The following is a 21,044-nucleotide window of genomic DNA, read 5'->3' on the forward strand; positions in this document are numbered from 1 at the left end:
GTGGAACCGGGTCGCCAGTTCACGGGCCAGGCGCAGCTTCACCACGCGCGGGTTCAGGCCAGCGGCGATCTGCTCGCGCAGGGAAGCCGCTTCGGCCTGACTGATATCGAAGGACAGCAGCTCGATCCAACGCCACATCAGGGCGTCATCCACCTTCATGGTCTTGGTGACGATGTCGATGGCCGGTTCACTGATACCGATGTAGTTGCCCAGCGACTTGGACATCTTGTTGACGCCATCCAGGCCCTCCAGCAACGGCATGGTCAGCACCACCTGCGGCTTCTGGCCGTGGTGTTCCTGCAGGCCACGCCCCATCAGCAGGTTGAACTTCTGGTCGGTCCCCCCGAGCTCGACGTCCGCTTCCAGGGCCACCGAGTCGTAGCCCTGCACCAGCGGGTACAGGAATTCGTGGATGGCGATGGACTGCTGGGCGGCGTAGCGCTTGGCGAAGTCGTCGCGCTCGAGCATGCGCGCCACAGTGTGCTGGCCGGCCAGGCGGATCATGTCGGCCGCGCTCATCTTGCCGAACCACTCCGAATTGAAGCGGACCTCGGTGCGGCTGCGGTCCAGCACCTTGAACACCTGCTCTTCATAGGTGCGGGCGTTGGCCAGCACGTCGTCGCGGCTGAGCGGCTTGCGGGTCAGGCTTTTGCCGGAGGGGTCGCCGATCATGCCGGTGAAGTCGCCGATCAGGAAAATGACCTGGTGGCCGAGGTCCTGGAACTGACGCATCTTGTTCAGCAGCACCGTGTGGCCCAGATGCAGGTCTGGCGCGGTGGGGTCGAAGCCGGCCTTGATGCGCAGCGGGCGGCCTTCCTGCAGGCGCGCGCGCAGATCCTCGAGCTTGAGGATCTCGTCGGCACCGCGGCCGATCAGGGCAAGGGCTTCTTCAATCGAGGACACGTGACTACTCCCGGCAACGCCGTTTCTTATATGGGGTGTTAAAGCGAAGTTAACCCGATCGGCTTCACAAAAGCCAATAGGCACAAGGGTTTGACGCGAATTTGTTAGGTGTCTATGTTACCGGCGTTTGGGCCCGCGTTCCCGGGTCAGCCAGAGACCGACATCTGATGCTCAATTCCGATCAAGGCCGCGCACGCAAGCAGCGCTTCCAGGAACGACTCCACGTCCTGCACGACAACGCCCTGCACCGGAAGCTGAGGCAACACCTCCCCGCTGCGTTCAATGAGCGCTGGACGCGCCGTCATTGGATGCATGCCAGCCTGTTTGTGACCATCGGCGCACTGGTGGCCACGATCGTGCCGGGCTTCTCGCACACCATCGATGCCCCCTACGCCGACAGCCACACCAGCCTGGCCCTGCCGTTGCCGCCGCTGGCAATGGCCCGCCAGCAGCAGATTCCCGGCGACAGCTGGCAGGTGCTGCGGGTACAGCGCGGGCAGACCCTGAGCGACCTGTTCGACAAGGCCGGCATCCCGGCAACCACCCTGCACCGGGTGCTGGACCATCCGGGGGCGCGCGAATCGCTGACCAAGCTGCGCCCGGGCGCCGAGATCGCCTTCGACATGCCGCTGTCCGGTGACCTGCGCAGCATCCGCTTCGACCGCGATGCCGACAACCGGGTCGAGCTGAGCCTGAGCGGCGATGACATCAAGGAAACGGTGACCAAACGCGAGACGTCCACGCGGACGGTGGTCACCAGCGGCGAGATCACCAGTTCGCTGTATGCGGCTGCACGCCGCGCCGGACTGTCGCCATCGGCAATCGCGACGATGACCGACGACATCTTCAAGTACGACATCGACTTCTCCAAGGACCTGCAGCCGGGCGACCGCTTCAGCGTGGTGATGGACGAGACCTGGCGCGAGGGCGAGAAGGTCGACACCAGCAAGATCCTGGCGGCGACCTTCACCACCGGTGGCAAGACCTATTCCGGCTTCCGCTTCGACCGCAACGGCAAGTCCGAGTACTACGACATCAACGGCCGTTCGCTGAAGAAGAGCTTCATCCGCATGCCGATCCCCTTCGCGCGGCTGAGCTCGACCTTCGGCGCGCGCAAGCACCCGGTGCTGGGCAAGATGCGCATGCACAAGGGCGTGGACTACGCCGCGCGCACCGGCACCCCGATCATGGCCGCCGGCGATGCCCGCGTGCAGTTCGCCGGCGTGCAGCGCGGCTACGGCAACGTGGTGATCCTCGACCACGGCCGAGGCCACACCACCCTGTACGGGCACATGTCGCGCTTCGCGAACATCAAGACCGGCCAGCGCGTGGCCCAGGGCACGGTGATCGGCTATGTCGGCTCGACCGGCCTGGCGACCGGCCCGCACCTGCACTACGAGTTCCGGGTCAATGGCGAACACCGCAACCCGCTGACGGTGACCATGCCGCCGCCGGAGCCGCTGAAGGGTGCCGAGCTGGTGGCCTTCCGGGCGCAGACCGCGCCGGCGATGGCCCGCATCCAGGGCATGGAGAAGCTGATCTACGCCGACGCCAGCCCCGCCCCGGCCGCCGAAAGCGCGACCACCGAGGTGGCCAGCGCCAAGGACAAGGCGCCGGCAGGCCGCAAGCGCGGCTGAGCTCTGCGTTGACGAAGGAGGACACGGCAGCACAAGCTTGCCGTGTCCTTTTTTTATGCCCGCCATGAACACCACTGCCGATCCGTCCCTTCCCCTCTACCTGGGCCTGATGTCGGGCACCAGCGCTGACGGCATCGATGCCGCGTTGGTGCAGTTCCCCGCCGACGGAGGTTGCCGCTTCGTGCATGGGCTGACCGCCCGCTGGGAGCCGGTACTGCGCGCGCGGCTGGTAGCCCTCGGTGAAGGCGGTCCGCTGCAGTCGCTGGAAGAGCTGGGCGAGCTGGACGCGCGGATTGCGATCAGCTTCGCCGCCGCCGCCAACCAGCTGCTGGACGAGGCCGGTGTCGACCGTTCGCAGGTGCGGGCCATTGGCTCGCACGGGCAGACCGTGCGCCATCGACCGTTGGCCGACCCGGCCTTCACCCTGCAGCTGGGCGACGGCAACCGCATCGCCGAACTGACCGGCATCACCACGGTGTGCGATTTCCGCCGCCGCGACGTTGCCGCCGGCGGCCACGGGGCGCCGCTGATGCCCGCCTTCCACCTGGGCATGCTGGGTGCAGCCGATGAGGACCGTGCGGTGCTGAACCTGGGCGGGATCGCCAACCTGACCCTGATTCCGCGCGAAGGCGTCGTGCGTGGCTTCGATACCGGCCCCGCCAATGCGCTGATGGATGCCTGGTGCCAGCGCCATACCGGGCGCAGCTTCGACGCTGACGGTGCCTACGCGGCCAGTGGTGCGGTGGATGACAGCCTGCTGGCCGGCTGGCGTGCGGACCCGTGGTTCGCGCTGCCGCCGCCCAAGAGCACCGGACGCGAGCAGTTCCACCTGCCGTGGGCCGAAGCGCACATGGAGGAAGGCCAGTTTGCTGCCGCCGATGTGCAGGCGACGCTGCTGGAGTTGACCGCGGCGACGGTGGTGGATGCGCTGCTGACCCAGCAGCCGCACACCCGACGGGTGCTGGTGTGCGGCGGTGGTGTGCGCAACGCGCAGCTGATGCGGCGGCTGGCGGCGCGACTGCCGGGCGTGGTGGTCGAGTCCACGGCGCTGCACGGACTGGACCCGGAGTATGTGGAGGCGATGGGGTTTGCGTGGCTGGCGCAGCGGACGATGGACGGGCTGCCGGGCAACCTGCCGAGCGTGACCGGGGCGAAGGGGCCGCGGATTCTCGGGGCGATTCACTTGGCGTGAGGGTTGGCGCCATCCACGCATAGCGTGGATCTACTGGTAGCCGGCCCTGCGGCAGCTAATCGAAGCCTTGGCCGGCAGGGAGGGCCTGCAGTGCGGCAATCGCGTCGGACAGGGCGTCGACTTCGGGATCGCCGAAGCCGGAGCGGACCTCCAGTTCACTGCTGAACAGGCCCTGCTCCAGCAGGACCGCGCAGGTCTGTTCGTGGGTCCAGCCGCGGGCAACCGAGACCCGTTTGATGCGTTCCAGCAGCAGCGGGTCCAGGTCCCGCAGCACTACGTCGGCCATGCTCACTTCCCCGTTCGCAAGGCACCGCCCCCTCGGCGCGTCGGGGCGATCATCCCGCAGTAAGCGCGGACAGGCAATCAGGCGGCGGGCGACGGCCCACGGTCAAGGATGCGTGGCCACAGCCAGGCCAGCAGCAGCATGGTCGGCACCACCGTGACGGCGCTGAGCATGAAGAAGGTGCTGTAGGACGTCGCTTCCACGATGTAGCCGGAGACGCCGCCGACGAACTTGCCCGGCAGATTGGCCAGCGATACCAGCAGGGCGTACTGGGTCGCGGTGAAGTTGCGATCGGTCAGCGAAGACATGAACGCCACCAGCACCGTGCCGGCGAAGCCCTGGAACAGGTTGTCGGCACTGAGCGCAGCGTAGAACGCCCACAACTGCCCCGGATTGTGCGCCATCAGCAGGAAGGCCAGGTTGGACAGGGCCACACCCAACGCTGCGACAAGCAGCATCCGGCGGAAACCGAAGGCGGCGACGGCAATACCGCCAATGAACGCGCCACCAATACCCATCCACACGCCGAACAGCTTCGATACGGTGGCGATGTCGGCCTTGTCGAAGCCCGAGTCGAGATAGAAGGGACCGGCCATCACGCCGATGACCTGGTCGGGAAACTTGAAGAACCCGACGAACGCGAGCAATGCCAATGCCAGTGCCATGCCGTTGCGGCTGAAGAAGCTGGTGATCGGCTGTACGAACGCTTCGGCAATGTCGATGCGGCGCTGCACGGCGTTGGCCGGACGCTCGGGCTCGCGGCAGAACAGGGTGGTGATGATCGGCAGGATCATCAGGGCGGCCATGGCCAGATAGGCAATGATCCAGCCTTCGAACTGCGCGAGATACAACGCGCCGGCACCGGCCAGGATCAGGCCGATGCGATAGCCCAGCGTGTACGTGGCGGCCAGGGCGGCCTGCGCGGTCTGCGGCGCGATCTCGATGCGGTAGGCGTCGACCACCGAATCCTGGGTGGCGCCTGCAAACGACGCCACCAGTACCCAGGCCACCAGCGGCCAGACGCCCTGCTCCGGCCGCACGAACGCCAGTGCAACCAGGCCCACCAGCACCAGGATCTGCGAGACCAGCAGCCACGAGCGGCGGCGGCCGAGGAAACCCAGCAACGGAAACGCGTAGCGATCCAGCAGGGGTGCCCAGACAAATTTGAGCAGGTAGAAGAAGCTGGCCAGGCTGATCAGGCCGATGCTGCCCAGATCGAGGCCGACATCGCGCAGGCGGGTGGACAGGGTCTGCGAGGCGATCAGCAGGAACGGCAGGCCGCTGCCGAAGCCCAGCAGGGCCATGGTCAGCGCCGAGGGCGTGCCGAACGCACGCTTGATGCCGGCCCAGCCCTTGTAGCCGGCCGGCTTGGCAGCCTCGGTCACAGGTCGTAGTCCACGATGAACGGTGCGTGGTCGGAGAAGCGCTGGTCACGGTAGATCGAGCAGCTGCGCAGGCGGTCACGCAGGCCCGGGGTGATGAACTGGTAGTCGATGCGCCAACCGACGTTGTTGGCACGGGCGGCACCACGGTTGCTCCACCAGGTGTAGTCCTCGCCGGTCGGATTGAGCAGGCGATAGGCATCGGCCCAGCCGCGACCGCTGGCCACATCGGTGGCCTGGCCGTGGTCGGCGCACAGGGCATTGAGCCAGTCGCGTTCTTCGGGCAGGCAGCCGGAGTTCTTCTGGTTGGACTTCCAGTTCTTGATGTCCAGCGCCGAGCGGACGATGTTCCAGTCGCCACATAGCACATAGTCGCGGCCGCTGCGCGCCCACTCTTCGAGGATCGGCCGCAGCCACTCCATCACTTCGAACTTGAAGCCCTGGCGCAGGTCACCCGAGCTGCCGGACGGAATATAGAAGGAGACCACGCTGAGGTTGCCGAAGCGTGCCTCGATGTAACGGCCTTCGTCGTCGAACGGGGCCCAGCCCAGCGAGGTGATGACCTGGTCCGGTTCGCGCTTGCTGTAGATCGCCACGCCGCTGTAGCCCTTCTTGGTGATGGCATCGCGGTAGAAGCAATGGTGGCCGTCCGGGCGGAACATCGGGTCGGTCAGCTGGTCTTCCTGGGCCTTGGTCTCCTGGATGCAGAGGACGTCGGCATCCTGGCCACGGAACCAGTCGAGGAAGCCCTTGGTGGCGGCCGAGCGGATGCCATTGGCATTGAAACTGATGATGCGCATGCGGAAGAACCTACGGCGGGAAACCGGGCAAGCATACCGGTTGCCTGCCGGGCTGAGCAGCCCGCGGGGGCAGCTCTGGACACCCGCGTGAAGGCGCTGGACGAGCGCAGAAAGCCCAGCTGGATTAGGATTTGCGCTCCAAATGAAGATGAATCGAGTTTTGATGAGCGACCACCGTCACCGTTTCCTGCAGCTGGCCCTGACCGCCGATGCCCTGCGCTTCGGCCAGTTCACCCTCAAGTCCGGCCGGCTGAGCCCCTATTTCTTCAACGCCGGCCGTTTCGACTCCGGCTCCCTGCTGTCGCAGCTGGGCGCGTGCTATTCCGACGCCATCGACGCCACCGGGATCAAGTACGACGTGGTGTTCGGCCCGGCCTACAAGGGCATTCCGCTGGCCACCGCAATGGCCTGCGAGCTGGCCCAGCGTGGCCGCGACCTGCCGCTGTCGTTCAACCGCAAGGAAGTGAAGGACCATGGTGAAGGCGGCCAGCTGATCGGCGCCGACATGACCGGCAAGCGCGTCCTGATCGTCGACGACGTGATCACCGCCGGCACCGCCATCCGCGAGGCGCTGGCGATCATCCGCGCTGCGGGCGGCATTCCGGCCGGCATCGTGGTGGCCCTGGACCGCCAGGAGATCGCCTCGGACAGCGACCATCGCTCGGCCGCACAGGCCGTGGCCGAAGAAGCCGGCATCCCGGTGATCGCCGTGGCGACACTGGCCGACCTGCTTGATTTCGCGTCCGGAAATCCGGAACTTGTAGGCTACCGGCAGCCGCTGGAGGCCTATCGCGCCCAGTACGGCGTCCGTTCCACGCGCTGACCATCAGGGGAAGGTCGCATGTTCCGAGTTCCTGCCATCGTTGCTGCCAGCCTGCTGCTGGTGATGCCGCAGACGCTGCTGGCACAGTCCGGCGGCAAGGCCGCAGACAAGAAGCTGTACTGCTGGAACGAGGGCAAGGAGCGGATCTGCAGCGATGCGCTGCCGGCCGATGCGGTCAACCACGCCCGCGATGAGTTCAGCGCCAACAGCGGCCTGCGCAACGCGCAGGTGCAGCGCGCGTTGAGCGATGAGGAACGCGCTGCCGCCAGCACGGCGGCGGCGCAGGCCCAGCTGGACCAGATGGCCGAACAGACCCGCCAGCGCACCGAACAGGCGATGCTGACCACCTACGGTGATGAGAACGCGCTGCGGCGCGTGTTCGCCGAGCGCCAGGAGGTGCTCGACAACAACCTCAAGACCGCCCAGTACAACGTGGCCAGCCTGCGCGATTCGCTGGTGGCCCTGCTTGCTGCCGCCGGTGACCGCGAACTGGCCGGCGGCAAGGTGGCCGACAAGCAGGCCCAGGCGATCAGCCAGCGCCATGCGCAGCTGCAGTCGCAGCAGCGGCTGCTGGCCAGTTTCGAACAGCAGCAGCAGGCATTGAAGGTCGAGATCGAGAGCAGCCTGCAGCGCTATCGGCAGCTGAAGGGATTGGCACCGGCGAGCCAAGCCCCGTGATTGCCGGTAGAGCCGAGCCCACGCTCGGCTCCGCTTGACCTCGGGAATGAGCAGCCGAGCGTAGGCTCGGCTCTACAGCAGGCGGGGCTGGTTACGGGTTGGCCCACGGAATTTATGCACTCTTTACGCGTCGGCCCGGTCCGGCACGTAGTGCGTTTATGGGGGTGGGGACGACGATGACGGCCTGAGGTGGAGGGGTTCCACCAGGTCTCAATTCCATGTCCCCCTGGCTGTCGTTGCTGTGTGGCGTGCTGGTGCTGGTTGCCGCCGCCTATCTTCTTTATGTCGTGCTGCGGCCCGAGTCGTTCTGAGCGGAGCCTGCCATGACTGAAATTCTTGCCATTCTTGCCGCCAGCCTGCTGCTGGCCTGGCCCCTGGGCCTCTATCTTGCCCGGGTGATGCGCGGCACGCCGATGAAGGTCGACGTGCTGTTCCACTGGATCGAAAAGCCGCTGTACAAGGTGCTCGGCGTCGATCCCTCACGTTCGATGTCCTGGCGGGGCTACGTGCTGGCGTTCGTGCTCAGCAACGTGGTGATCGCGGTGCTGACCCAGGCCGTGTTCATGACCCAGGCATGGTTGCCGTTGAATCCGGACCAGATCCCGAACATGCGCTGGGACACGGCGCTGCACACGATGATCTCGTTCCTGACCAACACCAACCAGCAGCACTACTCCGGCCAGGCGCAGCTGTCCTACTTCTCGCAGATGACCGGCATCACCGGCCTGCAGGTGGTGACGCCGATGATGGGCCTGGCGCTGGCCGTGGCGACGCTGCGTGCGTTGTTCTCGCGTGCGCCGAAATCGGTCACCGCGCCTGTCGCGGGCGATGACCGCCAGGTGGCGGTGGGTAACTACTACGCGGACGTCGTGCGCTTGTGCGTGCGCTTCCTGCTGCCGTTGTGCCTGGTATGGACGCTGCTGCTGACCAGCCAGGGCGTGCCCTCCACGATGGCCGGTGGCCCGCAGGCCACACCGATCGACGCCAGTGCCGGCATGGCGCAGCAGAAGCTGCCGCTGGGCCCGGTTGCGGCGATGGTCGCGGCCAAGCAACTGGGCGCCAATGGTGGCGGCTGGTATGGCCCGAACAGCAGCTTCCCGCTGGAGAACCCGACCCCGGTGTCGAACATGCTGGAGGTGATCGGCATCCTGCTGGTGCCGATGGCGGTGATCTTCATGATCGGCGCGTTCACCGGGCGCCGTCGTTTCGGCGCGCTGGTGTTCAGCTGCATGCTCGGCATGTCGCTGCTGTCCACCGGCGCGATGGTGTGGAGCGAGGGCCATAGCGCCAGCGCGGCCACGCCGCTGCTGATGGAAGGCAAGGAAGTGCGCTTCGGCGCCGATGGCACCGCGCTGTGGGCGGCGGTGACCACCCAGGTCTCCAACGGTTCGGTCAACGGCATGCACGATTCGCTGAGCCCGCTGTCTGGCGGCCTGGCGATGGTCAACATGCTGGTCAGCGCGATCTGGGGCGGCATCGGCTGCGGCCTGCAGCAGTTCATCGTGTACCTGCTGCTGGGCGTGTTCCTGGCCGGGCTGATGACCGGCCGTACGCCGGAACTGTTCGGCCGCAAGCTGGAAACACCACAGGTGCGCCTGCTGGCCCTGCTGGTGCTGCTGCAGCCGATCACCCTGCTGCTGTTCACCGCGATCACGCTGGCCGTGCCCGGTCTGGCCGGCACCTCCAATCCCGGTTTCCACGGCATCAGCCAGGTGTTCTACGAGTATGTCTCGGCTTACGCCAACAACGGCTCGGGCTTCGAGGGCCTGGGCGACGCAACGCCCTGGTGGAACCTGAGCTGCTCGCTGGTGCTGCTGCTGGGCCGCTTCCCGCTGCTGATCATCCCGCTGGTGGTGGCCGCGCAGCTGGCCGCCAAGCGGCAGGCGCCTGAATCGGCCGGCAGCCTGCAGATCGAAACCCCGACCTTCGCCCTGACCCTGGTCTCGGTGATCGTCATCCTGACCGTGCTGCAGTTCATGCCGGCGCTGGTACTCGGCCCGATCGCCGACCACCTGAGCCTGGGACTGCACTGAGGACACCCCCATGAGTAGTCACGCAACCGCAAACCGTTCCTCTTCCGTGGCGTCCCGCCCGGCCCTGCTCGATGCCGCCGGCCTGCGCCGCGCGCTCGTCGAGGCCGTCCGCAAGCTGTCGCCGATGCACCTGGTGCGCAGCCCGGTGATGGCGGTGGTGATGGCCGGCACGATCGTCGCCGCGATCATCACCCTGACCGGCAATGCACCACTGGGCTTCGGCCTGGCGGTGACGGCGATCCTGCTGGTCACCGTGCTGTTCGGCAATTTCGCCGAGGCCGTGGCCGAAGCACGTGGCCGTGGCCAGGCCGCCTCGCTGCGCCGCGCCCGCCAGGACCTGGTGGCGCGCCGTCTGGCGTCGGCGCAGGCCGGTGCCAGCGAAACCCAGGTGCCGGCCGCCGAACTGCGTCCCGGTGACCACGTGATCGTCAGTGCCGGCGAGCTGGTGCCGGCCGACGGCGAGATCGTGCAGGGCCTGGCCACCATCAACGAAGCAGCGGTGACCGGCGAGTCGGCACCGGTGCTGCGCGAGGCGGGTACGGATCGCTCCGGCGTGATCGGCGGCACCAAGGTGCTGTCCGACCAGATCGTCGTGCGCATCACCGCCGAGCCGGGGCACAGCTTCCTGGACCGGATGATCGCGCTGGTGGAAGGCGCCAACCGGCAGAAGACGCCGAATGAAATCGCGCTGACCCTGTTGCTGGCGGCGATGACGCTGACCTTCCTGGTGGTGGTGGCGACGCTGCCGGCGATCGGTGCTTCGGTGGGCGTCAAGGTGGATCCGCTGCTGCTGATCGCGCTGCTGGTGTGCCTGATCCCGACCACCATCGGTGGCCTGCTGCCGGCCATCGGCATCGCCGGCATGAACCGTGCGCTGGCCGCCAACGTACTGGCCAAGTCGGGCAAGGCGGTGGAAGTGGCCGGTGACGTCGACGTGCTGCTGCTCGACAAGACCGGCACCATCACCTACGGCGACCGCCAGGCCAGCCACTTCCATGCACTGGCCGGGATCGACGCCGACCAGCTGCGTGAGGCGGCACTGCTCTCTTCGCTGGCCGACCCGACCCCGGAAGGCAAGTCGATCGTGCGCCTGGCGCGCGAGCAGGGCTGCACCACCGCTGAGCCGGACCAGGCCGACTACCTGGCCTTCAGTGCGCAGACCCGCATGTCCGGTGTCGACCTGCTGCACGGTCGGCAGATCCGCAAGGGCGCTGCCGATGCGATCCGCGCCCATGTGCAGGCGCTCGGCGGCAGCGTACCGGCGGAACTGGCCGGTCGCGTGGACCAGGTCGCACGCAACGGTGCTACGCCGCTGGTGGTGGCCGAGGGCCGCCATGTGCTGGGCGTGATCGAGCTGTCGGACGTGGTCAAGCACGGCATGCGCGAGAAGTTCGCGCAGCTGCGGGCGATGGGCATCCGCACGGTGATGATCACCGGTGACAACCCGCTGACGGCCGCCGCGATTGCCGCCGAAGCCGGTGTGGACGACTACATCGCCGAGGCGCGGCCGGAGGACAAGCTGGCACGCATCCGTGCCGAGCAGGCCGGTGGCCGCCTGGTGGCGATGGTCGGCGACGGTACCAACGATGCGCCGGCGCTGGCCCAGGCCGACATCGGCCTGGCGATGAACTCGGGCACGCAGGCGGCCAAGGAGGCCGGCAACATGGTCGACCTGGATTCGGATCCGGCCAAGCTGCTGGCGGTGGTGGAGGTGGGCAAGCAGCAGCTGATCACCCGCGGCGCGCTGACCACGTTCTCGCTGGCCAACGACGTATCCAAGTACTTCGCGATCCTGCCGGCGTTGTTTGCCGCCACCGTGCCTGCGATGGCCGCGTTGAACGTGATGCAGCTGTCGAGCCCGCGCAATGCGGTGCTGGCGGCGCTGATCTTCAATGCCCTGGTGATTCCCGCCCTGATTCCGCTGGCGTTGCGCGGTGTGCGCTTCCGCCCGGCCACCGCAACGGCGCTGCTGCGCCGGAACATGCTGGTGTACGGCCTGGGCGGCGTGCTGCTGCCGTTCGCGGCGATCAAGTTGATCGACCTTCTTCTTGTCCTGGTATTCGGCGCATGAACCGTTCTGACTCCCCTTCCCTTTCCCGCGAGCTGAAGCGCGAGGCACGCGTGGCCACGCTGCAGGATGGTGCCAGCTGGCGCCCGGCCATCGGCCTGGGCGTGGCTACCCTGCTGCTGGCCGGTGCGGTCTACGCCGGCATCGCCACCGGATTCGCCGGCCTGTCCTTCCCGACGCAGGCCGAAGGCAGCCTGCTGCGTGATGGCAGCGGCCAGGTGCGTGCTTCGGCATGGCTGTCGCAGCCGTTTACCGGCGATGGCTACTTCCAGGCGCGGCCGTCGGCGGCCAACTACGACCCGATGGCGGCGGCCGGTTCCAACCTGGCTCGCAGCAACCCGGCGCTGGCCGAACGCGTGGCGGCGAGCACTGCGGCAGTGGCCGCGCGCGAAGGCGTAGCGCCTGCGCAGGTACCTGCCGATCTGGTCACCCAGTCCGGCGGTGGCCTCGATCCGCAGCTGTCGCCGGCGGCAGCACAGCTGCAGGTGGCACGCGTGGCGCGTGCACGAGGCCTGCCGGTGGAGCGCGTGCAGGCGCTGGTGAAGGCCAACACGCAGGGCCGGCAATGGGGCGTGTTCGGCCAGCCACGGGTGAACGTGGTGACACTGAACTTCGCCCTGGACCACGCGGCACGCGCGCCGTGATGCAGGGCTGCACCCGCTGCGCGCACAATGGCGGCCATGACAGCGGCTCCCATGACTGATCTGCGGACCCGCCAGGCCAATGCCCTGGTGGAAGGCCTGCAACGCGAAGCCGGTGGCAAGCTCACCGTGTTCCTCGGCGCTGCGCCCGGCGTAGGCAAGACCTACGCGATGCTGACCCGTGCGCAGGAACAGCTGCGCCGTGGCGTGGACCTGGTGGTCGGGCTGGTGGAGACCCACGGCCGTGCCGATACCCAGGCCCTGCTGGAAGGCCTGCCACGGCTGCCGCTGAAGGACGTGGCCTACCATGGCCACGACCTGCAGGAGATGGACCTGGACGCCGTGCTGGCACGCAGGCCGGCGCTGGTGCTGGTGGACGAACTGGCCCACCGCAATGCGCCGGGCAGCCGCCATGAACGGCGCTGGCAGGACGTGATGGAACTGCTGGACGCCGGCATCGACGTCTGGACCACGGTCAACATCCAGCATCTGGAAAGCCTCAACGATGTGGTGATGCGCATCACCGGCGTACGCGTCAGTGAGACCGTGCCCGACGGCGTGCTCGACCGCCTGCACGACATCGTGCTGGTCGATCTGCCGCCACGCGAACTGATCGCGCGCCTGCAGCAGGGCAAGGTGTACGTGCCCGAGCAGGCCGCACAGGCACTGCAGGCGTTTTTCTCGCCAGCCAACCTGACTGCATTGCGCGAACTGGCGATGCAGGAAGCGGCCGACCGCGTCGACAGCAGCCTGCGCGAAGCGCGCGCCGCCCGCGGCGAGAGCAATCTGCCGCTGCGTCGCGGCGTGCTGGTGGCGATCGATGGCGGCGGTCAGAGTGAATATCTGGTGCGGGTGGCGCGACGCATCGCCGAACGCCGCGATGCACCGTGGACGGTGGTGACGGTGCAGGGTCGCCGCCAGGACGAAGCAACCCGGCGCGAGATCGATGCGGCGTTCGCGCTGGCCCGCCGCTTGGGTGGCGAAGCCGAGCTGCTGCACGGTTCAAGCATCGCCGATGCATTGCTCGACCACGCCGCGCACAACGGCGTATCGACGCTGGTACTGGGCCGCACCCGCGAGCGACCACTGGCGCGGATGTTCAACCGCACCCTGACCCAGCAGCTGATCCAGCGCGGCGCGCACTACGAGATCACCATCATCAGCACGCCGCAGGCGCGGGCGCGTTCCCGTCGTGAAGGCCTGCTGCCACCGATGCGTGGGATCAGCCACGAGCCATTGCAGGCGCTGTTGGCTACTGCGCTGGCCTGCCTGGTGGCGTGGCTGGCCGAACGCTGGGTGGGCATGGCCGATCTGTCGATGGTGTTCATCGTGGCCGTTGTGCTGGTAGCCGCGCGCACCCGCGCCAGCGTCGCGGTGATGGCGGCGATCCTGTGTTTCCTCGCCTACAACTTCCTGTTCATCGCGCCGCGCTTCACCTTCGCCATCGGCGCACGGCAGGGCGTGATCACCGTGTTCCTGTTCCTGGCGGCGGCATTGGTTGCCGGACGCCTGGCGTCGCGCCTGCGCATGCAGGTGATCGCCCTGCGCGCGGCCAACCGCCATGCGCGCGCGCGCCAGCAGCTGGGCCGGCAACTGGCCAGTGCGGCTGGCAACGGTGAAGTGGCGCAGGCCGGGCGGCAGGCATTGGAACAGGCCATGGATGTTCCGGCATGGCTGCGGATCGGCGCCGATATCGCCGCCGGTGGCCGTCACCTGCCCGGTGATACCGATCTGGCAGCGGCCGACTGGGCACTGCGCCATGGCCAGCCCAGTGGCCGCTTCACCGATACCCTCGCTGGTGCGCAATGGTGGTTCCTGCCGCTGCTGGACGGCGAAGACCGTGCGATCGGCGTGGCCGGCCTGTACCTGCCGGGTGCGCAGGCGCGGCTGCTGCCCGAACAGCGCCAACTGGCCGAAGCGATGGTTGATGACATCGCCCAGGCCGCCTTGCGCACGCGCCTGGTGGCCGAGCTGGAACAGGCGCACGTCAGCAACGAGACCGAGCGGCTGCGCTCTGCCCTGCTCTCCTCGGTGTCGCATGACCTGCGTTCGCCACTGGCGGCGATGATCGGCTCGGCCGACAGCCTGGCCAGCTACGGCGCGGCGATGGATCTGGCCGACCGCCGCGCCTTGCTGGACACCATCCTGATCGAAGGCGAACGCCTGGACCGCTACATCCAGAACCTGCTGGACATGACCCGGCTCGGCCACGAGGGCCTGAAGATCAACCGCGACTGGATAGGCGTGGATGAGCTGATTGGCTCTGCCGCCCGCCGCCTGCAGCGCTACCAGCCAAAGGTACGGCTGGAGCTGGATATCCCGGCGACGCTGGCGCCGATCTGGGTGCATCCGGCACTGGTCGAGCAGGCGGTGTTCAATGTGATGGAGAACGCTGCCAAGTTCTCGCCAGCCGATGCCGCCGTGCAGGTGCTGGCGCGCGAACTGGACGGTCAGCTGCGCATCGACGTGATCGATGCCGGCCCCGGCATTCCCGACGACGAACGCGCGCGCATCTTCGACATGTTCTACAGCGTCGAACGCGGCGACCGCGGCCGCCACGGCACCGGCCTCGGCCTGACCATCTGCCAGGGCATGATCGGCGCCCACGGCGGCAGCGTGCAGGCGCTGCCCGGGCGCGACGGTCGCGGTACCCTGATCCGCATCACCCTGCCCCTGCTCAAGCCAGCCTCTCACGATGAGTCCGACCCCGACTGATGCCAGCGCGCCGGCCCCGCGCGTGCTGGTGATCGACGATGAAACCCAGATCCGCCGGTTCCTGGACATCAGCCTGCGCGCGCAGGGCTACCAGGTGCGCCAGGCTGCGACCGGCCAGGAAGGCCTGCAGATGGCCGCCAGCGAGGACATGGACCTGGTGATCCTGGACATCGGCCTGCCGGACATGGAAGGCCACGAGGTGCTGGAGCAGCTGCGGCAATGGAGCCAGGTGCCGGTGATCATGCTGACCGTGCGTGCCGGCGAAACCGAGAAGGTGCGTGCGCTGGACAACGGCGCCAACGACTACGTGACCAAACCCTTCGGTACCCAGGAGCTGATGGCGCGGGTGCGGGCGCTGCTGCGCACACGCAGCGTGCCGACCGATGGCACGCCGCCGGTGTTCGACGATGGCCACCTGCACGTGGACCTGGTGCGCCGCGAAGTGGCAATCGACGGCGAGCTGGTGGCGTTGACCCGCAAGGAGTACGCGCTGCTGTCGCTGCTGCTGCGCAATGCCGGGCGGGTGGTGACCCAGCCGCAGATCCTGCAGGAAATCTGGGGACCCACCCACCAGCACGACACCCACTACCTGCGCATCCTGGTCGGCAAGCTGCGGCACAAGCTGGGCGACTCGGCGCTGGATTCACGCTACCTGTTCACCGAACCGGGCGTGGGGTTGCGGTTCAAGGGGTGAGGCGTGCCGACCAACGGTCGGCACCCACCAGACACGTAGATCCACGCCATGCGTGGATGGACATCCATCGAAGCGCATCCACGCATGGCGTGGATCTACCGTGTCGACCAAGGTCGACACCTACCAACAGCAGCCGGAAATCCGTCGAAGGCGGGATGGGTCCGGCTGTTGCCTTGGATTCGGCGGGTGCCGGGCGCAGCCCGGCGCCACCTCAGAAGCCCAGCGGGGTGTCGCCCAGCACCGGCTGCAGCTGGCTGCGGAACAGCGCCTGGATGCGCTCCAGTGCCGCTTCGTCGTTGCCTTCGAAGCGCAGCACCAGCACCGGCGTGGTGTTGGACGCGCGCACCAGGCCCCAGCCGTCGGCGAAGTCCACCCGCAGGCCGTCGATGGTCGACAGGCGACCACCCACATACGGGTTGTCCGGCGACTGCGCAGCGGTCACCAGCATCGCCACCAGCGCATGCGGGGTTCCCTCGGCCACCGCCACCTTCAGCTCCGGCGTTGCCACCATTTCCGGCAGTTCGGACAGCACCTCGTCAGGTGTTTCTTCGCGCTGGGCCAGTATCTCCAGCAGGCGCGCGGCGGCGTACAGGCCATCGTCGAAGCCGAACCAGCGTTCCTTGAAGAAGAAGTGGCCGCTCATCTCGCCCGCCAGTTCGGCGTCGGTCTCGCGCATCTTCGCCTTCATCAGCGAGTGCCCGGTCTTCCACATCAACGGGCTGCCGCCATTGCGCAGCACGTGATCGGACAACTTGCCGGTGCACTTCACGTCGTAGATCACCATCGCGCCCGGGTTGCGCATCAGCACATCGGCGGCGAACAGCATCAGCAGACGGTCGGCGTAGATGATCTTGCCTTCACCGGTGACCACGCCAAGGCGATCGCCATCACCATCGAACGCCACGCCGAGGTCGGCGCCGAAGCGCTTGACCGTCTGCACCAGATCTTCCAGGTTGGCCGGTTCGCTGGGATCGGGGTGGTGGTTGGGGAAGGTGCCGTCGACATCGCAGTACAACGGGATGACCTCGGCGCCGATCGCTTCCAGCAGCTGCGGCGCGAAGGCACCGGCCACGCCGTTGCCCGCGTCGGCGACGACCTTCAACGGGCGGTCCAGCTGCACATCATCGGCAATACGCTGGATGTAGTCGACGGCGACCTCGCGCTGCTGGTAGTCACCCGGTTCCGCGGCCTGCACCAGACGGCCTTCGACAATGCGCTGGTAAAGATCGGTGATCGCATCGCCGGAGAGGGTCTCACCACCGATGACGATCTTGAAACCGTTGTAGTCCGGCGGATTGTGGCTGCCGGTGACCGCTACACAGGTACCCGTGCGCAGATGGAAGGCCGCGAAATACACCACCGGGGTCGGAGCCAGGCCGATATCGATCACCGCACAGCCCGCTCGCCGCAGGCCTTCGGCAAGACCGGCCGACAGTTCGGGACCAGACAGGCGCCCGTCGCGACCGATAACGACCTCGCGCAGGCCCTGCTCAAGGGCGACGGTGCCGATGGCCTGGCCGATCAGCGCGGCGGTGCGCGGCGTCAGTTCGCTGCCGACCACGCCGCGGATGTCATAGGCGCGGAAGATGCCCGCAGCCAGTTCCTCGGCGGGAACCGGTGGCGGCGGCGCAGCCTCGGCCGCCGCCTCGCCGGGTACCGTTGGCGGGGCCATCTGCAGGCTTTCACGCAGGGTCGGGCCGTGATCGGCGTCGGCCACCGCGCTGCGCCGGCTCGGCAGCGGCAGTGACTTCGGCAGTCGGCCACGGCCTACCACCAGCAGCACCGCGATGAAGGCCAGCAGCAGGGCGACAATCGCACTGGCCAGGGCACCCAACCCGAGCGGGCCGGCTTCCACATTGGGCACCCCGGCGGCCAGTCGCAGCGGGGTTCCGGCGACCGGGCGCGCAATTGCTTCAGCGCTCTCGGACAGGCCGGTATCGCCCTGCGCCACGATGTTGTGTGCTCCCTGGCGCAGCGCCAGGAAACCGTTGCCGGGGGCCTGCACCTGGTCCAGCGGTGCGGTCAACCGCAGCAGCGGCTGGCGCACATACACCACCGCCGGCCCGACACCGGCCAGCTGTACCGGCGCGGCCAGGCCCAGGCGGTTGCCGCCGCCATCGCGGACCACGCGCAGGGTTGGCTTGCCGTCGGCCAGCGCCGATTCCAGCAGGGCCAGGCGTGCGTATCCAAAGGTGGCCGCATCGGCGTAGCCCGCAGCCAGGTCAGCGCCCAGCACCTCCACCTGCTCGACGCCGGTCCAGCTTTCCCGCAGCGCCAGCGCGGCGCCGGCGGCATCACCGGCCTGCAGCGCCTGCTGGACGCGGTCGCCCTTCAACTGCTGCTGCAGCTGCTGCAGCTGGCCGGCGGCAGCCTGCTGCAGCCCTTGCACAGCCTGGTCGCGCGCCTGTTCCAGCGCGTCCCCGCTGGCCGCCTGTCGCCACTGCTGTACCGCGCTCCAGCCGAACCAGCCAGCCAGCAGTACCAGCAGCACGCCCAGCAAGGGCGCGCTACGTCCCAACGACTTTCCCCGTTGTGCTTCCCCGATGCCGCTCATCGATGTCCCCTGTCAACGCACCCCGGTATGGCCGAATCCACCCGTTCCCCGCACGCTGTCGGTGAAAGTATCCACCACCTGCAGGCTGACGCGGGCAATCGGCACGACCACCAGCTGCGCGATGCGATCGCCCGGCTCGATGGTGAAGGCCTCGCGGCCACGGTTCCAGACACTGATCAGCAGCGGCCCCTGGTAGTCGGCGTCGATCAGGCCGGTGCCGTTGCCGAGCACGATGCCATGGCGGTGGCCCAGGCCCGAACGCGGCAGGATCACCGCACACAGGTGCGGATCGGCGATATGGATGGCCAGCCCGCTGGGGACCAGTGCGGTATCGCCCGGCTGCAGGGTCAGCGCGGTTTCCAGCGCCGCGCGCAGATCCATGCCGGCGCTGGCTTCGGTGGCATAGGCCGGCAGCGGCCAGCTGTCGCCGAAGCGCGGGTCGAGCAGTTTGACCTGCAACGGTTGAGGGGAGAATCCGGGGGTGTTGCTTGCCTGGGTCATGCCTGAAGCCTCCGCGCGATCAGCGCCAGCAGTTGTTCGGCCAGCTCACGCTTGGAAGTAGCCGGGAATACCTGTTCGCCATCCTGCCAGAAGGCCGTGGCGGCGTTGTTGTCGCTTTCGAAACCGCCGCCGCTGATGCCCACCTGGTTGGCGATCACCAGGTCCAGGCGCTTGTCGACCAGCTTGCCGCGCGCATATTTCTCCACGTCGTGGGTCTCGGCGGCAAAGCCGACCACCAGCTTCAACGACTGCGTCTGCGCGGCAACCTCGGCGAGGATGTCCGGGGTGCGCACCAGCTCGATCACCAGCGACTGGCTGTCGGCGGTCTTCTTCAGCTTCTGCGCGGCCACCTGGCGCGGGGTGTAATCGGAAACGGCGGCAGCACCGATGTAGATGTCGGCCGGCAGCGCATTCAGTACCGCCTCGCGCATCTGCGCGGCAGAGCGCACATCGATGCGCTGCACGCCGGGCGGCGTCGGCAGCTGCACCGGGCCACTGACCAGCACCACCTGGGCACCCAGCCCGGCGGCAGCGGCGGCCAGCGCGTAGCCCATCTTGCCGCTGCTGCGGTTGCCCACATAACGCACCGGATCGATGTCTTCATAGGTCGGGCCGGCGCTGATCAGCAGGCGCAGGCCCTGCAGCGCGCGCGTTTCCGGCGCCGCAGTGGCGGCAGCAGCAGTGCCGTTGGCAGCCAGGGCGGCGACGATGTCGCCCGGCTCGGCCAGACGGCCGGGGCCGGACTCGCCTTCGGCCAGCGGCCCATCGACCGGACCGATCACCTGCGCGCCACGCTGGCGCAGCAGGGCGATATTGGCCTGGGTGGCCGGATGCAGCCACATCCGATGGTTCATCGCCGGGCACACGGTCAGCGGCGCGGTGCTGGCCAGGCACAGGGTGCTGACCAGGTCGTCGGCGTGGCCCTGGGCCAGGCGTGCCAGCAGGTCGGCGGTGCCCGGCGCGATCACGATGCGATCGGCCCAGCGTGCCAGTTCAATGTGGCCCATGGCCTGTTCGGCGGCGCTGTCCCACAGCGTGGTGCGGGTCGGCTGGCCGGAAAGGGCCTGGAAGCTGAGCGGCGTGACGAACTGCTGGGCGCCGGCCGTCATCGCCACCTGCACCAGCGCACCGGCATCACGCAGGCGTCGAACCAGCTCCAGGGCCTTGTAGGCCGCGATTCCGCCGCCGACACACAAGAGCAGTTTCTGGCCTTCCAGCGCGCGGATCCGCGTCGGGGAAGCGTTGGGAGAATCAGCCACCTGGAATTCCTGTGCAAACGAGGGCGTTAGCTTACCCGAAGGCCAGCAACGTCCCGGTGCACGCAGCACATAGCGGGCGGCTATCAGCACATGGACAGCCCCCACGGAGTTTTCCGGGTTTGCTGCACGCCGTTTCGGAACTTTCCTATACCTCTTCGCGTCCCCGCTTTGCAGAATCGTCACTGGCCACCTCGGTGTGCCGTTCGATTTCCCAGGAGTTCCCCGTGCAACCGCGCATCATCATTGCCGACGACCATCCGGTCGTACTGCACGGCATCCGAATCGTGCTTGAGCGTCACCAGATGGATGTGGCCGGTGCCGCTGCCGACGGTGCCGGATTACTGCAGCTGCTGCTGCAGCAGCCCTGCCACGCCGTACTCACCGACCTGTCCATGCCCGGCCCCGGCCCGGACGGTCCCGCACTGCTGGCCGTGCTGCGGCAACGCCATCCCGACCTTCCCGTGGTGGTGCTGACCGGGGCCCGGCACCCGGGCCTGCTCGATGGCCTGCTACGCGATGGCGTACACGGCCTGGTCGACAAGAGCGCCGACTTCGCCGAACTACCGCAGGCCCTGCATGCCGCCATGGCGGGGCAGGTGTTCGTTTCCGATCAGCTGCGGCGCCACCTGCAGGCCCGCGATCTGCTGTTTCCGCATCCACCGGCTGCGTTGTCGACACGCGAACTGGAAGTGCTGCAACTGCTGACCGACGGCCTGAACATCAATGCCATCGCCGACCGCAGCGGTCGCAGCCCGAAGACGATCAGCCGGCAGAAGGCCGAAGCCATGCGCAAGCTTGGCCTGCAGAGCAACCAGGAGCTGTACGACTACCTGCAGACCCGGCGCGACTGAGGACTTGGCCGACCCACAGATGTGGCAAGG

The 21,044-nt window shown here is 67.7% G+C and carries 18 protein-coding genes (1 of these 18 only partly in view); 11 read left to right on the forward strand and 7 right to left on the reverse strand.

Annotated features, from left to right (window positions below; translation table 11 throughout):
- On the reverse strand, positions 1–903 hold the 5' portion of the coding sequence (tyrS, locus tag AC13GI_RS08635) for a tyrosine--tRNA ligase (RefSeq protein ID WP_482996038.1). It extends 306 nt beyond the left edge of the window; 903 of the gene's 1,209 nt are visible here — the first part of the coding sequence; its start codon is at positions 901–903; its stop codon lies off the left edge, out of view.
- A gap of 167 nt (positions 904–1,070) precedes the next feature.
- On the opposite strand from tyrS, the gene AC13GI_RS08640 reads away from it, so the two are divergent.
- A complete protein-coding gene (locus AC13GI_RS08640) occupies positions 1,071–2,540 on the forward strand; it encodes a M23 family metallopeptidase (RefSeq protein WP_380658108.1) in 1,470 nt (489 codons plus the stop codon).
- A gap of 64 nt (positions 2,541–2,604) precedes the next feature.
- A complete protein-coding gene (locus tag AC13GI_RS08645; RefSeq protein ID WP_482996039.1) occupies positions 2,605–3,732 on the forward strand; it encodes an anhydro-N-acetylmuramic acid kinase in 1,128 nt (375 codons plus the stop codon).
- Positions 3,733–3,787: 55 nt separating this feature from the next.
- Here the strand turns inward: AC13GI_RS08645 and AC13GI_RS08650 are convergent, their stop codons facing one another.
- The 3 genes from AC13GI_RS08650 to AC13GI_RS08660 all read right to left on the reverse strand — a co-directional run bounded on the left by AC13GI_RS08650 (position 3,788) and on the right by AC13GI_RS08660 (position 6,197).
- Positions 3,788–4,018, reverse strand: coding sequence for a hypothetical protein (locus AC13GI_RS08650; protein ID WP_025879428.1), 231 nt, complete (start codon positions 4,016–4,018; stop codon positions 3,788–3,790).
- A gap of 77 nt (positions 4,019–4,095) precedes the next feature.
- On the reverse strand, positions 4,096–5,400 hold the full coding sequence (locus AC13GI_RS08655) for an AmpG family muropeptide MFS transporter (protein ID WP_099819669.1): 1,305 nt from the start codon (positions 5,398–5,400) through the stop codon (positions 4,096–4,098).
- A complete protein-coding gene (locus tag AC13GI_RS08660) occupies positions 5,397–6,197 on the reverse strand; it encodes an exodeoxyribonuclease III (RefSeq protein WP_099819668.1) in 801 nt (266 codons plus the stop codon). Before AC13GI_RS08660 ends, AC13GI_RS08655 begins: the two co-directional genes overlap by 4 nt.
- Before the next feature lie 163 nt (positions 6,198–6,360).
- Between AC13GI_RS08660 and pyrE the strand changes: the two genes are divergently transcribed.
- From pyrE to AC13GI_RS08700, 8 genes are all read left to right on the forward strand, one after another.
- Positions 6,361–7,020, forward strand: coding sequence for an orotate phosphoribosyltransferase (pyrE, locus tag AC13GI_RS08665; RefSeq protein ID WP_025879424.1), 660 nt, complete (start codon positions 6,361–6,363; stop codon positions 7,018–7,020).
- A gap of 18 nt (positions 7,021–7,038) precedes the next feature.
- Positions 7,039–7,698: a hypothetical protein gene (locus AC13GI_RS08670; RefSeq protein ID WP_482996040.1), complete on the forward strand. Its 660-nt coding sequence runs from the start codon at positions 7,039–7,041 to the stop codon at positions 7,696–7,698.
- Between the two features lie 218 nt (positions 7,699–7,916).
- Complete coding sequence (locus AC13GI_RS08675) at positions 7,917–8,009, forward strand: potassium-transporting ATPase subunit F (RefSeq protein ID WP_005407770.1); 93 nt, start codon at positions 7,917–7,919, stop codon at positions 8,007–8,009.
- A gap of 12 nt (positions 8,010–8,021) precedes the next feature.
- On the forward strand, positions 8,022–9,731 hold the full coding sequence (gene kdpA, locus AC13GI_RS08680; protein WP_089241333.1) for a potassium-transporting ATPase subunit KdpA: 1,710 nt from the start codon (positions 8,022–8,024) through the stop codon (positions 9,729–9,731).
- Positions 9,732–9,741: 10 nt separating this feature from the next.
- The gene (gene kdpB, locus AC13GI_RS08685; RefSeq protein WP_099819665.1) at positions 9,742–11,802 is read left to right on the forward strand and encodes a potassium-transporting ATPase subunit KdpB; all 2,061 of its coding nucleotides are present in this window, start codon (positions 9,742–9,744) and stop codon (positions 11,800–11,802) included.
- On the forward strand, positions 11,799–12,443 hold the full coding sequence (kdpC, locus tag AC13GI_RS08690) for a potassium-transporting ATPase subunit KdpC (RefSeq protein WP_099819664.1): 645 nt from the start codon (positions 11,799–11,801) through the stop codon (positions 12,441–12,443). The genes kdpB and kdpC overlap by 4 nt, the downstream gene beginning before the upstream one ends.
- A 51-nt stretch (positions 12,444–12,494) precedes the next feature.
- Positions 12,495–15,155 (forward strand): ATP-binding protein, encoded by a 2,661-nt coding sequence (locus tag AC13GI_RS08695; protein WP_482996041.1) that lies wholly within the window; start codon positions 12,495–12,497, stop codon positions 15,153–15,155.
- A complete protein-coding gene (locus tag AC13GI_RS08700) occupies positions 15,136–15,849 on the forward strand; it encodes a response regulator transcription factor (protein ID WP_025879418.1) in 714 nt (237 codons plus the stop codon). Before AC13GI_RS08695 ends, AC13GI_RS08700 begins: the two co-directional genes overlap by 20 nt.
- A 211-nt stretch (positions 15,850–16,060) precedes the next feature.
- On the opposite strand, the gene AC13GI_RS08705 is transcribed toward AC13GI_RS08700, so the two are convergent.
- Genes AC13GI_RS08705 through coaBC form a run of 3 tightly spaced genes read right to left on the reverse strand, consistent with a single transcriptional unit; the run spans position 16,061 to position 20,163 of the window.
- Positions 16,061–18,403 carry a phosphomannomutase/phosphoglucomutase gene (locus tag AC13GI_RS08705; protein WP_482996042.1) on the reverse strand — a complete coding sequence of 781 codons (2,343 nt, stop codon included), beginning with the start codon at positions 18,401–18,403 and terminating at the stop codon, positions 16,061–16,063.
- A gap of 12 nt (positions 18,404–18,415) precedes the next feature.
- Complete coding sequence (dut, locus tag AC13GI_RS08710) at positions 18,416–18,904, reverse strand: dUTP diphosphatase (RefSeq protein ID WP_482996043.1); 489 nt, start codon at positions 18,902–18,904, stop codon at positions 18,416–18,418.
- On the reverse strand, positions 18,901–20,163 hold the full coding sequence (gene coaBC / locus AC13GI_RS08715; protein WP_100461946.1) for a bifunctional phosphopantothenoylcysteine decarboxylase/phosphopantothenate--cysteine ligase CoaBC: 1,263 nt from the start codon (positions 20,161–20,163) through the stop codon (positions 18,901–18,903). Before coaBC ends, dut begins: the two co-directional genes overlap by 4 nt.
- 224 nt (positions 20,164–20,387) lie before the next feature.
- Between coaBC and AC13GI_RS08720 the strand changes: the two genes are divergently transcribed.
- Positions 20,388–21,014: a response regulator gene (locus AC13GI_RS08720; protein WP_482996044.1), complete on the forward strand. Its 627-nt coding sequence runs from the start codon at positions 20,388–20,390 to the stop codon at positions 21,012–21,014.
- The last annotated feature ends 30 nt before the right edge of the window (positions 21,015–21,044 follow it).

This window comes from Stenotrophomonas sp. 82F1, from assembly GCF_056861525.1.

Coding starts and splice junctions, on each gene's coding strand:
- AC13GI_RS08640 (WP_380658108.1), top strand. CDS start 1,071: ATGCTCAATTCCGATCAAGGCCGCGCACGCAAGCAGCGCTTCCAGGAA.
- AC13GI_RS08645 (WP_482996039.1), top strand. CDS start 2,605: ATGAACACCACTGCCGATCCGTCCCTTCCCCTCTACCTGGGCCTGATG.
- AC13GI_RS08650 (WP_025879428.1), bottom strand. CDS start 4,018: ATGGCCGACGTAGTGCTGCGGGACCTGGACCCGCTGCTGCTGGAACGC.
- AC13GI_RS08660 (WP_099819668.1), bottom strand. CDS start 6,197: ATGCGCATCATCAGTTTCAATGCCAATGGCATCCGCTCGGCCGCCACC.
- pyrE (WP_025879424.1), top strand. CDS start 6,361: ATGAGCGACCACCGTCACCGTTTCCTGCAGCTGGCCCTGACCGCCGAT.
- AC13GI_RS08670 (WP_482996040.1), top strand. CDS start 7,039: ATGTTCCGAGTTCCTGCCATCGTTGCTGCCAGCCTGCTGCTGGTGATG.
- AC13GI_RS08675 (WP_005407770.1), top strand. CDS start 7,917: ATGTCCCCCTGGCTGTCGTTGCTGTGTGGCGTGCTGGTGCTGGTTGCC.
- kdpA (WP_089241333.1), top strand. CDS start 8,022: ATGACTGAAATTCTTGCCATTCTTGCCGCCAGCCTGCTGCTGGCCTGG.
- kdpB (WP_099819665.1), top strand. CDS start 9,742: ATGAGTAGTCACGCAACCGCAAACCGTTCCTCTTCCGTGGCGTCCCGC.
- kdpC (WP_099819664.1), top strand. CDS start 11,799: ATGAACCGTTCTGACTCCCCTTCCCTTTCCCGCGAGCTGAAGCGCGAG.
- AC13GI_RS08695 (WP_482996041.1), top strand. CDS start 12,495: ATGACTGATCTGCGGACCCGCCAGGCCAATGCCCTGGTGGAAGGCCTG.
- AC13GI_RS08700 (WP_025879418.1), top strand. CDS start 15,136: ATGAGTCCGACCCCGACTGATGCCAGCGCGCCGGCCCCGCGCGTGCTG.
- AC13GI_RS08705 (WP_482996042.1), bottom strand. CDS start 18,403: ATGAGCGGCATCGGGGAAGCACAACGGGGAAAGTCGTTGGGACGTAGC.
- dut (WP_482996043.1), bottom strand. CDS start 18,904: ATGACCCAGGCAAGCAACACCCCCGGATTCTCCCCTCAACCGTTGCAG.